This is a genomic window from Gibbsiella greigii (genome assembly GCF_039540155.1).
In the GTDB taxonomy this organism is placed as follows: domain Bacteria; phylum Pseudomonadota; class Gammaproteobacteria; order Enterobacterales; family Enterobacteriaceae; genus Gibbsiella; species Gibbsiella quercinecans.
On sequence record NZ_BAABEM010000052.1, the window covers coordinates 138,577 to 151,210 of the forward strand.

14 protein-coding genes and 1 other RNA gene are annotated in these 12,634 nt (G+C 53.8%); 8 read left to right on the forward strand and 7 right to left on the reverse strand.

The genetic code is table 11. The features are described from left to right. The first annotated feature begins 6 nt into the window (after positions 1-6). The 3 genes from acrB to ykgO all read left to right on the forward strand — a co-directional run bounded on the left by acrB (position 7) and on the right by ykgO (position 3,725). Positions 7-3,153, forward strand: a complete 3,147-nt coding sequence (gene acrB / locus AC559G_RS24340) for a multidrug efflux RND transporter permease subunit AcrB (protein ID WP_498915234.1) — start codon at positions 7-9, stop codon at positions 3,151-3,153. Positions 3,154-3,318: 165 nt separating this feature from the next. Then, positions 3,319-3,573 carry a type B 50S ribosomal protein L31 gene (locus AC559G_RS24345; RefSeq protein WP_121525294.1) on the forward strand — a complete coding sequence of 85 codons (255 nt, stop codon included), beginning with the start codon at positions 3,319-3,321 and terminating at the stop codon, positions 3,571-3,573. 11 nt (positions 3,574-3,584) lie between these two features. After that, on the forward strand, positions 3,585-3,725 hold the full coding sequence (gene ykgO / locus AC559G_RS24350) for a type B 50S ribosomal protein L36 (RefSeq protein ID WP_073529259.1): 141 nt from the start codon (positions 3,585-3,587) through the stop codon (positions 3,723-3,725). Positions 3,726-3,825: 100 nt separating this feature from the next. Here ykgO and AC559G_RS24355 read toward each other — a convergent pair whose 3' ends face one another. From AC559G_RS24355 to AC559G_RS24365, 3 genes are read right to left on the reverse strand one after another with little or no spacing between them, the layout of a single operon-like run. Next, a complete protein-coding gene (locus AC559G_RS24355; protein WP_498915236.1) occupies positions 3,826-4,704 on the reverse strand; it encodes a metal ABC transporter substrate-binding protein in 879 nt (292 codons plus the stop codon). 27 nt (positions 4,705-4,731) lie between these two features. Further along, positions 4,732-5,589, reverse strand: coding sequence for an ABC transporter permease family protein (locus AC559G_RS24360; RefSeq protein WP_498915238.1), 858 nt, complete (start codon positions 5,587-5,589; stop codon positions 4,732-4,734). After that, positions 5,586-6,296 (reverse strand): metal ABC transporter ATP-binding protein, encoded by a 711-nt coding sequence (locus tag AC559G_RS24365; RefSeq protein ID WP_438599882.1) that lies wholly within the window; start codon positions 6,294-6,296, stop codon positions 5,586-5,588. The genes AC559G_RS24360 and AC559G_RS24365 overlap by 4 nt, the downstream gene beginning before the upstream one ends. 418 nt (positions 6,297-6,714) lie before the next feature. Here AC559G_RS24365 and AC559G_RS24370 point away from each other — a divergent pair, with 418 nt between their 5' ends. From AC559G_RS24370 to AC559G_RS24380, 3 genes are all read left to right on the forward strand, one after another. Beyond that, the gene (locus AC559G_RS24370) at positions 6,715-7,068 is read left to right on the forward strand and encodes a hypothetical protein (RefSeq protein ID WP_498915240.1); all 354 of its coding nucleotides are present in this window, start codon (positions 6,715-6,717) and stop codon (positions 7,066-7,068) included. Positions 7,069-7,227: 159 nt separating this feature from the next. After that, positions 7,228-7,596, forward strand: coding sequence for an Hha toxicity modulator TomB (tomB, locus tag AC559G_RS24375; protein ID WP_279023068.1), 369 nt, complete (start codon positions 7,228-7,230; stop codon positions 7,594-7,596). Between the two features lie 49 nt (positions 7,597-7,645). Then, a complete protein-coding gene (locus tag AC559G_RS24380; RefSeq protein WP_438599885.1) occupies positions 7,646-7,849 on the forward strand; it encodes an HHA domain-containing protein in 204 nt (67 codons plus the stop codon). 591 nt (positions 7,850-8,440) lie between these two features. Here AC559G_RS24380 and ffs read toward each other — a convergent pair. Continuing rightward, positions 8,441-8,537: signal recognition particle sRNA small type (gene ffs / locus AC559G_RS24385), an RNA gene on the reverse strand. A 155-nt stretch (positions 8,538-8,692) separates the two neighbouring features. On the opposite strand from ffs, the gene AC559G_RS24390 reads away from it, so the two are divergent. Further along, the gene (locus AC559G_RS24390) at positions 8,693-9,007 is read left to right on the forward strand and encodes an MGMT family protein (protein WP_095845587.1); all 315 of its coding nucleotides are present in this window, start codon (positions 8,693-8,695) and stop codon (positions 9,005-9,007) included. Between the two features lie 41 nt (positions 9,008-9,048). On the opposite strand, the gene AC559G_RS24395 is transcribed toward AC559G_RS24390, so the two are convergent. Continuing rightward, positions 9,049-9,537, reverse strand: coding sequence for a YbaY family lipoprotein (locus tag AC559G_RS24395; RefSeq protein ID WP_498915243.1), 489 nt, complete (start codon positions 9,535-9,537; stop codon positions 9,049-9,051). Positions 9,538-9,764: 227 nt separating this feature from the next. Between AC559G_RS24395 and tesB the strand changes: the two genes are divergently transcribed. Next, positions 9,765-10,631, forward strand: coding sequence for an acyl-CoA thioesterase II (gene tesB / locus AC559G_RS24400; protein WP_498915245.1), 867 nt, complete (start codon positions 9,765-9,767; stop codon positions 10,629-10,631). A gap of 86 nt (positions 10,632-10,717) precedes the next feature. Here tesB and amtB read toward each other — a convergent pair whose 3' ends face one another. Beyond that, positions 10,718-12,004 (reverse strand): ammonium transporter AmtB, encoded by a 1,287-nt coding sequence (gene amtB, locus AC559G_RS24405; protein ID WP_438599889.1) that lies wholly within the window; start codon positions 12,002-12,004, stop codon positions 10,718-10,720. Positions 12,005-12,042: 38 nt separating this feature from the next. Beyond that, positions 12,043-12,381, reverse strand: coding sequence for a P-II family nitrogen regulator (gene glnK / locus AC559G_RS24410; RefSeq protein ID WP_002208627.1), 339 nt, complete (start codon positions 12,379-12,381; stop codon positions 12,043-12,045). Positions 12,382-12,634: the final 253 nt, after the last annotated feature.

Below are 12,634 nucleotides of genomic sequence, written 5' to 3' on the forward strand. Positions count from 1 at the left end.
TAATACATGGCTAAGTTCTTTATAGATCGCCCGATTTTCGCCTGGGTAATCGCCATCATTATTATGTTGGCGGGGGTACTTGCGATACTGAAACTGCCTATCGCTCAGTACCCTACCATTGCGCCGCCGGCGATAAGTATATCCGCAACTTATCCCGGCGCTGATGCTACCACGGTGCAAAATACCGTCACGCAGGTTATCGAACAGAACATGAACGGTATCGATAACCTGATGTATATGTCTTCCACCAGCGACTCCTCCGGGAGCGTAAAAATCACCCTGACGTTTAATTCAGGCACCGATCCCGACATCGCACAGGTGCAGGTGCAGAACAAACTGTCACTGGCCACCGCCTTGCTGCCGCAAGAAGTGCAGCAACAGGGCCTGCAGGTTGAGAAATCCAGCAGCAGCTTCCTGATGGTTGCGGGCTTCATCTCCGACGATCCGACCATGACCCAGGACGATATCGCCGACTATGTGGCTTCAAACGTCAAAGACCCACTCAGCCGCTCACCGGGCGTGGGTGAAGTTCAGCTGTTTGGCGCGCAGTACGCCATGCGTGTCTGGCTCGATCCGAACAAACTGAATAAATACCAACTCACCACGGCAGACGTGACGGCGGCCATCACGGAGCAAAACAGCCAGATCGCCGCAGGCCAGTTGGGCGGTATGCCGCCGGTACCGGGGCAACAGCTTAACGCGTCGATCATCGCGCAAACCCGCCTGACCTCACCGGAGGAGTTCGGCAATATCCTGTTGATGGTGAACAGCGACGGTTCGCAGGTGCGGCTGAAAGACGTGGCGCGCATTGAGCGCGGCGGTGAAAACTATGCCGTAACCGCACGTTATAACGGCAAACCGGCTTCCGGTTTGGGGGTTAAACTGGCGACCGGCGCCAACGCGCTGAATACCGCCGCCGCGGTGAAGGCCGAACTGGCGAAGCTGCAACCCTTTTTCCCACAGGGCATGCACGTCGTTTACCCTTACGACACCACCCCGTTTGTAAAGATCTCCATCAACGAAGTGGTGAAAACGCTGTTTGAAGCGATCGTGCTGGTCTTCCTGGTGATGTATCTGTTCCTGCAAAACTTCCGGGCAACGTTGATCCCAACAATCGCCGTGCCGGTCGTGCTGCTCGGGACCTTCGCCATTCTGGCCGCCTTTGGCTTCTCAATCAACACCCTAACGATGTTCGGTATGGTGCTGGCGATAGGCTTGCTGGTGGATGACGCCATCGTGGTGGTGGAGAACGTCGAGCGCGTCATGGCCGAAGAGGGGCTGCCGCCGAAAGAAGCTACCAAGAAATCGATGGGGCAAATCCAGGGCGCATTGGTCGGCATCGCGATGGTGCTGTCGGCGGTATTTGTGCCGATGGCCTTCTTCGGCGGTTCCACCGGCGCCATCTATCGCCAGTTCTCCATCACCATTGTTTCGGCGATGGCGTTGTCGGTGCTGGTGGCATTGATCCTGACGCCGGCGTTATGCGCCACCATGCTCAAACCGATCGCCAAAGGCGATCACGGCGTGAAAACCGGCTTCTTCGGCTGGTTCAACCGTCTGTTTGAGAAGAGCACGCACCATTATACCGACAGCGTGGGCAGCATTCTGCGCAGCACCGGGCGCTATCTGCTGCTTTATCTGCTGATCGTGGTTGGCATGGCGGTGCTGTTCCTGCGCCTGCCCTCTTCATTCCTGCCGGATGAAGACCAGGGGATGTTGCTGACCATGGTGCAATTACCGTCCGGCGCCACGGAAGAACGCACCTCGAAAGTGCTGCAGGAAGTCACCGACTACTTCCTGACCAAAGAGAAAGACAACGTGAACTCGGTGTTTACCGTTGCCGGTTTCGGCTTTAACGGTAACGGCCAGAACAACGGTCTGTCGTTCGTCAGCCTGAAAGACTGGAGCGAACGCCCCGGTGAAGAAAACAAGGTTGATGCGATCGCCGGCCGAGCGATGGCCGCTTTCTCACAGATCAAAGACGGTATGGTGTTCCCCTTCAACCTGCCGGCGATTATCGAGCTGGGTACCGCCACCGGCTTTGACTTTGAGCTGATCGATCAGGGCGGCCTGGGGCATGAGAAACTGACCGAAGCGCGTAACCAACTGTTGGGCATGGCGGCGCAGCACCCAGATGTGCTGGTGGGTATGCGCCCGAACGGCCTGGAAGATACGCCGCAGTTCAAACTGATCATCGATCAGGAAAAAGCCAAGGCGCTGGGCGTGAGCTTATCAACTATCAATACCACGCTGAGCACCGCGCTGGGGGGTTCGTACGTTAACGACTTTATCGACCGCGGCCGCGTGAAAAAAGTGTATGTCCAGGCCGACGCACCGTTCCGTATGCTGCCGGAAGATATCAATAACTGGTATGTACGCGGCACAAGCGGCCAGATGGTTCCGTTCTCCGCCTTCTCATCGGCTAAATGGGAATACGGCTCACCGCGTCTGGAACGTTATAACGGCCTGCCGGCAATGGAAATCCTCGGCCAGGCGGCACCGGGCAAGAGCTCGGGTGAAGCCATGGCGTTGATGGAAGAGCTGGCGGCCAAGCTGCCATCCGGCATTGGCTTTGACTGGACCGGTATGTCGTATCAGGAACGGTTGTCCGGTAACCAGGCCCCATCGCTGTACGCCATCTCGATCCTGGTGGTGTTCCTGTGTCTGGCGGCGCTGTATGAAAGCTGGTCGATTCCGTTCTCGGTTATGCTGGTGTTGCCGCTGGGGGTTATCGGCGCGCTGTTGGCCGCCACGATGCGTGGCCTGAGTAACGACGTTTACTTCCAGGTGGGCCTGCTGACAACCATTGGGCTATCGGCGAAGAACGCGATACTGATCGTGGAATTCGCCAAGGATCTGATGGAGAAAGAAGGGAAAGGCCTGATAGAAGCCACGCTGCAAGCTGTTCGCATGCGTTTGCGCCCTATTCTGATGACCTCACTGGCGTTCATCCTTGGTGTACTGCCTTTGGTTATCAGCACTGGCGCAGGTTCCGGCGCACAGAATGCGGTAGGTACCGGCGTGATGGGCGGTATGGTCACCGCAACCGTGCTGGCGATCTTCTTCGTGCCGGTGTTCTTCGTGGTGGTTCGCCGCCGCTTCTCCAAAAAATCGGAAGACGTGGAGCATAGCCACCCGGTTGAGCACCACTAAGCGAATAGCTTTTTAAACAAAGGCCGCGGATGCGGCCTTTTTCTTTTGTCTGCGCCGCAAACGCCAACCCGGCCTATACACATTGCCCCCTCCATTTTCTGGTTGATCCGCAGCCGTTCACAGCGCATAATAATGTTATAGTATAACATCACATTGAGACTAACCATGAAACAAGGAATTCATCCACAGTACCGCACCGTGGTTTTCCATGACCTGAGTGCCGATACCTACTTCAAAGTGGGTTCTACCATCAAGACCGATCGCACCATTGAACTGGACGGCGAAAACCTGCCGTACGTCACCATCGACGTCTCTTCCGCTTCCCATCCGTATTACACCGGTAAGCAGAAAGAGTTTTCCAAAGAAGGCAGCACCGCACGCTTCCAGCAGCGTTTTGGCCGTTTCATTAGCCGTAAGTAAGGGAATTTACCATGCAGGTTTTAAGCTCATTGCGTTCAGCAAAAAATCGTCACCCGGATTGCAAAATTGTGCGCCGCCGCGGCCGCATTTATGTGATCTGCAAATCCAACCCACGTTTTAAAGCGGTGCAAGGGCGCAAGAAAAAACGCTAATTCGCCGTGAACGTTCGATAAAGCCCGTTGTTGATGCAACGGGCTTTTTTGTGCAGAAAAAATCATGAAATAACCGCCCTGCAGGCAGAGCGGTTAGGCTTTACTTCATACTGGCGGCAATGGTTTCAACATTGTGCTTGAAAGCCTGAACATAGGTTGCTGCCGGGCCTTCTGGTTTTGACAACGCTTCCGGATACAGCTCGCCGCCGGCTTTTGCACCGGTTGCCGCTGCGATCTGTTTCACCAGGCGCGGATCGGTCTGATTCTCAATAAAATAGGTATGCACGTGTTCTTGTTTGATCTGTTTGATCAATCCGGCCACATCGCTGGCGCTGGCTTCAGCCTCGGTGGAGAACCCCACCGGCGCGAGGAAGGTGACGCCATATTCCTGCCCGAAGTAGCCAAACGCATCGTGGCTGGTCAGCACCTTACGTTTTTCTTGCGGCACTGCGGCAAATTGCGCTTTGGCCCAGCTATCCAACTGTTCCAGTTGCTGTATATATTCAGAACCCCGCTGGCGGAAATAACCGGCGTCTTGCGGATCGGCCGCAATCAGGGCATTCATCACGTTGGTTGCGTACTGCACGCCGTTTTTCATACTGTTCCACGCGTGTGGATCGGTCACCGTTTCGCCATCTTCTTCCATTTTCCTGGAATTGATCCCCTCGGATGTGATGATCACTTTGCCACGGTAGCCGGATGCGCTGACCAACCGATCGATCCAGCCTTCCATTCCCAGGCCGCTGACGAATACAACATCGGCCTGCGACAGCACCTTGCTGTCTTTCGGCGACGGTTCAAAACTGTGCGGATCGCCATCCGGGCCGACCAACGTAGTGACCTTAACGTGCTCTCCTCCCACCTGCTTGACGATATCGCCAAGAATAGAGAAGCTGGCGACGGCATCAACGGTCTTTGCCAGCGCCAGTGGGCTCGACAACATCGCGGCAATCGCCAACGCGACGGGTAAACGTTTCATGATTTTCTCCTTGCACATAAGCACTTCTCAACGACGCGGTCGGGCGAAAATTCCGCCACGCGTCCCAAACAAAACCGAGATAAAGAACACTACGCTGGCGCTGAGCACAATCGCCGGTCCCGCCGGCAATGAGGCGTAGTATGACCATTCCAGCCCAACCAGGCTGGCAAGCACACCGATCCCCATCGCCACCGCCAAGGTATGCGGCAAATCCCTGGCCCAAAAACGCGCGCTGGCAGCAGGCAGCATCATCAGCCCCACCGACATCAGCGTGCCCAGGATCTGGAACCCAGCCACAAGATTGAGCACCACCAGCGCCAAAAACAGGCCGTGTACCCAGGCCAGCCAGCGCGGGGCGCTCACGCGCAAAAAAGTGGCATCAAAAGATTCAATCACCAGCGCCCGGTACAACACCGCCAAGGCAATTAATGAAAAGCTGGTAATAGAGCCAACCATCAACATCGCCTGGCTATCCACCGCCAGAATCGAGCCGAACAGCACGTGCAGCAGATCAACGCTTGAGCCGCGCAGTGACACCAGGGTGACCCCCAACGCCAACGAGCCAAGATAAAAGCCGGCAAAGCTGGCGTCTTCTTTAAGCGGCGTGCGGCGGCTGACCAGGCCAGAGAGCATCGCTACCGCCAGGCCGGCAATAAAACCGCCCACGCCCATCGCCACCAGAGACATGCCGGAAATCAGATAGCCGATCGCCGCCCCTGGCAAAACCGCATGCGACAACGCATCGCCCACCAGACTCATGCGGCGCAGCAACAGGAACACGCCCAACGGCGCCGTGCTGAGCGACAGCGCCAGGCAGGCCACCAACGCACGGCGCATAAAACCAAAGGAAGCAAAAGGATCGATCAATAAATGCAGCCACATCATTGCGCCACCGCCATTTGGCACAGCGGCGCCGTCGCCACATTCAAGCCCGGGATATGCTGCAGCACATGATCGGCATCCCCCCAGTGGCAGCAATCTGGCGTTAACAGCAGCGCCAGCGGGAAGTGGTCAGCCACCATCGTCATGTCATGCAACACGGCAATAATCGTTTTTCCCTGCTGATGCAGTTGAGCGATAACCTGCAGCAACAGCTTGATCGTCGCGCTATCAATGCCGGTAAAAGGTTCATCAAGCAGAATTAACGGGGCCTGCTGCACCAGTAAGCGGGCAAATAACACCCGCTGCAGTTGGCCGCCGGAAAGCTCGCCCACCGGCGAACGCACCATCGCCCCCATGCCCACGTTATCCAGCGCCGCGTGGATCTGCCGGACGGAGTCTTTGCTCAGCCGGCCGAACATACCGCTTTGATGCCAACACCCCATGGCGACCAGATCGCTCACCAGCATCGGAAACTGGCGATCCAACTCAGCCTGCTGTGGCAAATAGGCCAAGTGGGTTTTCTGCCGGGGGAAAATCAGACGCCCGCCCTGCAACGGCTGTAATCCGGCCAGGGTTTTTAATAATGTGGATTTGCCTGCGCCGTTGGCGCCGACGACCGCCGTCAGTGAACCGCACGCGAAACAACCGCTGAGTGCGGGAAATAAAATTTGGCCGCCGTAGCCGATCTCGGCCTGTTGCAGTTGTATCATGGCAACTGTACCGCCCAGACGATCGCCAACCAGAGCAATACCAGAAAGAGAGCCGCAACGCCGCAGCGCAACACGGCAGAAGCAGTAAAGAGCGTTTTCAGACAGAACATAACCGTACCCAGTCACCTAAACCAATCGCACATATTGTTACTATATAACATCACAATACCAATCAAGAGTTCAAGCGGCCCGTAACGCTTTTCTGCAACCGATCGTAACAATAGGCACGCAAACATGGCTGGCGATAACGGATTAACCCCGTACAGTATTTGATACATTCAACGTAAATAGGGTTATTCGCGGGTATAAGAAGTGTTATTGAAAGTAAAAAAATATTTATTCAATAAAAAGAGTGCCGACGAAACGCTAAAAAAGGAGTAAGATAGGCGCCCTTAATCGTGATGAAGCTAGATGCGCCATGTTGGTAACGCTCGACTGCCCCCTGCAATCCTCAGCACTTTCTGTTAAAAAACTAAAGGAAGTGATTGAAGATAATTTGGATGTTCTGGTGCCGGCATTGACCAGTGGATTGAGTTTTTATTCCGAAAGTGCGCGTTACGTCCCAAATTCATTAGAAATACTTGAGATTAAGCCATTGCATAACAACGAATATTCAATGCATTATCGTTATCAATGGGAGATTTTCAACGGTTGCCTGGACATCAGCGCAGAGGAAAACATCAGTGATAATGTTACCTTTACGCTTAACGATGGGAAGTTGTTATTCGATATAATCGATCGCTCTCGTCCATCAACGCTCGATGAATTGTAAGTTTACGTAATAGTTACAGGCTAAGTGCGAAAAAATGATTTATATTATTATTGTCGGAGCCTTTTATTAACCGTGGTAAGCCACCTCCGTCAATGATATCAATCAGCTTACTCACAAAGTGTTATCAACACCGAAATTAAGACTTGCGGAGGGGATGATATGGATGAGTATTCGCCTAAGCGGCATGATATTGCTCAACTGAAGTTCTTGTGTGAGAATCTTTATGATGAGGGCTTGGCGACAATAGGCGACAGCCATCATGGTTGGGTGAACGATCCAACGTCTTCCGTCAATCTCCAGCTTAACGAGTTGATCGAACATATTGCTTCGTTTGTTATGAGTTATAAAATTAAACACATGGACGAAAGCGCACTGTCGGATCTGGTCGAAGAGTATCTCGACGACACTTATACCCTTTTTAGTAATTACGGTATTAATGATTCAGACTTGGGCCGTTGGCAAAAAACCAAGGCACGATTATTCAGAATGTTCTCAGGAGAGGGCACCTGTACGGCAATGAAATCTTAAGAGATAATCAACTCTGATTTTTCTCCCTGTTTTTAGATTAAAGGTTACTATGACAAAGATCGACTATTTGATGCGGTTACGTAAATGCACCAACCTTGACACACTAGAGCGTGTTATTGAAAAAAATAAATACGAGCTTTCCGATGACGAGCTTGAGCTGTTTTATTCCGCAGCTGATCACCGCCTGGCGGAGCTCACCATGAATAAGCTGTATGATAAAGTCCCTACCGCAGTCTGGAAATACGTACGCTAAAAACATTGAGCCGATAGACTATCGGCCTCAATGTTACAATTAATATCAATTTCCCCTGTTTATTTTACGTTTTTTCCTATTGCATACACTTATGCATCTATCCTAGCTAAGCACAATGCGCGCAACGGGTTATAGTTACACGCAATACATCAGGTTGTTGTAGACTGCTTGCTACTCACCTCTGTGAGCCGGCCAGCGGCATACGAATCCGCACCAGGCAGATGTTTCTGTCATATCCGCTACGTGAATACTTACCTAAGTAAGCGCAATTAGAATTAATGAGCGTTTATCGCTGCATTAGCATTGAATACGGTATGGGTATTGCCGGCATGGAATATTAAGCCACCTGGACCTGCTATTACTTACGGCTGATTTTCGCTACGCCCCCCTTCTCATTCGGGCTAGATCAGGTTAGCCGTTTTGTGGCTGTAAATGTTAAGCCGCGTTTGCTATGGCAAATACGGCAACCAAAGCAAAAGCTAATCATTGATAAGCTTCACAAACGAATGCGGGCCGAAGGTAGCGCTCAAGGCACGGGCGGTTATACAAAGACAGGAGAAGGGGATTATCAGGCGCTGAAATGGGTGGAGGCCCTGCCAGCTACATCCCGGCACACACGTCGCCTGCTGCGGCTGCTTCCTTCCGGACCTGACCGAGTTCACAAGTTAGTGTTGCGGGAGAACCAACAGGGCCTCCATTGACGGCTTCGTTATTCTGAAGCGGTGGGCATTATCGGTGATGGCCAACCAAATAGCAAGCCAAGCCGGGCCAACCGCTGTTTTCTTACCCACTGCGCCTGTGGCACAATTTCAGGCATGATGCTAAACAGTAGGAATGTGAAACATGGAGCAGCAAGACGCGTCGTTCCGCCAGCGGGTATTTCAGGTGATTGCCGCTATCCCCTACGGCAAGGTTACCACCTATGGTGAAGTGGCGCGCCTGGCCGGCTCACCACGCGCAGCGCGCCAGGTGGGCGGGGTATTGAAAAAATTACCGGCTGGATCAACGCTGCCGTGGCATCGGGTCATCAATCGCCATGGGCAAATTTCACTGCAAGGGGAAGATTTCCAGCGCCAGCGACAGGCACTGCTGGAAGAAGGGATTATATTCGCCGCCAATAGCACCGTGGATTTATCCGTTTACGGCTGGCGCTGGTAACACCCTCCCCGGCGCATACCGGGGAAGGTGATGATTTAAGGCTAGTTGGTTAACGTGCCCTGCACCGGTACGTTCTGCACCGGCACCAACAACAAGTCGGCGCGAGCGCCGTTGCGGTTTAATACCTGCTGGATAGTATCGGTGATAAAGGTCATCTGCCCATTCACGGTGATCGCCGCACTCAGGATAATGCGCGCGTTTGGCTGAATATCGGCCGGGTTAAAGGGCACCACAAAGGTAAACGGCGCCTGCTGGCCTTCGGTACGGATCACCCGCTGGGCAATCACTTTGGAAGGCGCATCAGACACGGATGCATCGGATAGCGTTACCGTCAGCACCGCATCAGGCGGCAGCGCTACGCGCTGGCGGATATTCACCGTCCCGGTGACCGCCGGGCCACGGATCTGCAACTGCTGCGGCGTTGCCGGGCTACCAGGCGTCGGCGTGGGGACATCGCCGCTTTTCTGTGCGCACCCAGCCAAAGCGATAGCCAGTAGCGCAGCACCGCTCGTCAATTGCCAGAGTTTCATGGTTCAGCCTCCTTTTTATTATCAATGCGTTGGCGGTTTTAACCACCTTAAATATTAAAGTTAGCACATTATCCTAATAACACACGGAATATCGATTGTTAATCATACAACCCGCTGATTAAACGGGTAATTAAACACACGCACTTTTGCTACGCAACGCGGTATATTGACGTGCTGCCACCCACTTGCGCGCACTGCGCCAGAGACTAGAAATAAAGGATGAATGCATGAGCCAGGCATTGAAAAGCCTCCTCGATCTGCTCGATCTGGAGAAAATAGAAGAAGGGCTGTTCCGCGGCCAAAGTGAAGACCTGGGCCTGCGCCAGGTGTTCGGCGGCCAGGTTGTCGGCCAGGCGCTGTATGCCGCCAAACAAACGGTGCCGGCGGAACGCTTGGTGCACTCATTTCATAGCTATTTCCTGCGCCCCGGCGATAGCAGCAAAGCGATTGTCTACGATGTGGAAAACCTGCGCGATGGCAACAGCTTCAGCGCACGCCGGGTCAGCGCGATTCAAAACGGCAAGCCGATCTTCTACATGACGGCGTCGTTCCAGAGCCAGGAAAGCGGCTTTGAGCACCAAAACACCATGCCGGATGTGCCGCCCCCGGAAACGCTAATGTCGGAATCCGAGATCGCGCAGAAAGTCGCTCACCTGCTGCCGGAAGCGATCCGCGATAAGTTCACCTGCCAAAAACCGATTGAAATGCGCCCGGTTAAATTTCATAACCCGCTGCAGGGCAGCGTGGAAGAACCTCACCGCTACGTTTGGTTCCGCGCCAACGGCAGCATGCCGGACGATCTGCGCACCCACCAGTACCTGCTGGGCTATGCGTCTGACTTCAACTTTTTGCCGACCGCGCTCCAACCCCACGGGCATGGCTTCCTTGAACCCGGCATGCAGGTTGCCACCATCGATCACTCGATGTGGTTCCATCGCCCTTTCCGGCTGGATGACTGGCTGTTGTATGCGGTAGAAAGCCCTTCGGCCTCCGGCGCGCGCGGCTTTGTGCGCGGCCAGTTCTATACCCGCGACGGCATTTTGGTCGCCAGTACGGTGCAGGAGGGCGTTATCCGCCGCCATTCAGGAGAATAAAAAAGCAAAAGGGCGATGTCACCATCGCCCTTTTTTATCGTTATATTTTTTTATTAAATATTCAGCGCACTGCCCATCTTCAATGTTTATTCGTTGTAGGCGCTCTCACCATGGCTGTTGAGATCCAAGCCTTCGCGTTCCTGATCTTCCGGTACACGCAGGCCAACGATAGCACCCGCAACCTTGAAGGCGATGAACGCGGCCACGCTTGACCATACCAAGGTAATCACTACGCTAACCAGCTGCACCCACACCTGATGGCCCATGGTCACGCCTTCTGCGTAGCCGGTGCCGCCCAGAGAAGAAGCGGTAAACACGCCGGTCAGGATGCAGCCAACGATACCGCACACGCCGTGCACACCAAACACGTCGCAGGTATCATCCACTTTCAGCCATTTCTTCAGCGTTACCACACCCCACAGGCCGGCAATGCCGCCCACCAGGCCGATAATCAACGCACCGCCAACACCCACGGTACCCGCCGCCGGCGTAATCGCAACCAGGCCAGCGATACAACCGGAGCTTGCGCCCAGCAGTGAAGGCTTACCACGCAGAACCCATTCCGCAAAGGTCCAGGACAAGATTGCCCCAGCGGTTGCGATAACCGTGTTCAGGAACGCCAGAGCGGCAATACCGTTCGCGGCGCTGGCAGAACCGGCGTTAAAGCCGAACCAACCGATGTACAGGATAGTTGCACCGGTGAATACCATTGGCAGGTTATGCGGTTTGAACGCTTCCTTACCAAACCCGGCACGTTTACCCAACAGGTAAGCGCCAATCAGGCCAGCACTTGCCGCATTGATGTGCACCACGGTGCCGCCGGCAAAGTCCAGCGCGCCGTCTGCAGCCAGGTAACCACCGCCCCACACCATGTGGGCGATCGGCAGATAGGAAATGGTGAACCAGATCGCAGCGAAAATCAGCACCGCGGAGAAACGGATACGTTCAGCAAACGCACCAATCACCAGCGCCACGGTAATGCACGCAAAGGAGCATTGGAACGCAACGTGAACCATTTGGCTAAAGGTGCCGGTCAGGCTTTCCACCCCGATACCTTTCAGCAGCGCCGTTTGAAAGCCGCCGAAGAACGCATTGCCTTCGCTGAACGCCAGGCTGTAGCCATACAGTACCCAGAGCACACAGATCATCGCAAATGTCACGGCGACCTGAGTCAGCATAGACAATATGTTTTTAGAACGCAGCAAACCGCCGTAGAACAGCGCAATGCCAGGCATAGTCATGAACAGCACCAAAGCGGTGCAAATCATCATAAACGCGTTATCACCAGTATCTGCCACTGCCGGAGCCGCCATGGCCAAAGAAGGAGCCATAGTCAGCGTACCCAGGCCCAACATGGATAAAAGTTTTTTCATTATCAATCCATCCCCATTTACTTAACTGAGCCTGTGATTTACAGAGCTGCTTCGTCTGTTTCGCCTGTGCGAATACGAATAACACGTTGCAATTCGGCAACGAAAATTTTGCCGTCACCAATCTTACCGGTGTAGGCCGCCTTACTAATAACATCAATAACTTCATCCAACTGATCGTCGGCGATTGCGATATCAATTTTAACTTTAGGTAAGAAGTTGACGCTGTATTCGGCTCCACGATAAAGCTCAGCATGCCCCTTCTGGCGACCAAACCCTTTCACTTCGGTTACGGTCAGCCCTTGAATACCCACAGAGGATAGGGCTTCACGCACGTCCTCCAGTTTGAATGGCTTTATCACCACGGTAACCAGCTTCATATTGCCCCCTCCACGAATTAAGCTCAAACTCACCCTTGTACGGGGGTATTAAAGCAAAGGTTATGCCACAAATAATTTTGCGCAGAATTTCAGCGAATTAACCGTTGGAGACGCAGCCAAAGGCACTACAGGGCGTGTGCGCTGTTGGCCGCTGCCTGCAAAGATCCACTAATGCGCACCACAATAGTGCATAGTGTGCCAAAAAAGCGCATGCCGGGGCGTTTAAGGAGGAGAATGCTTGATCGTGGTGCGT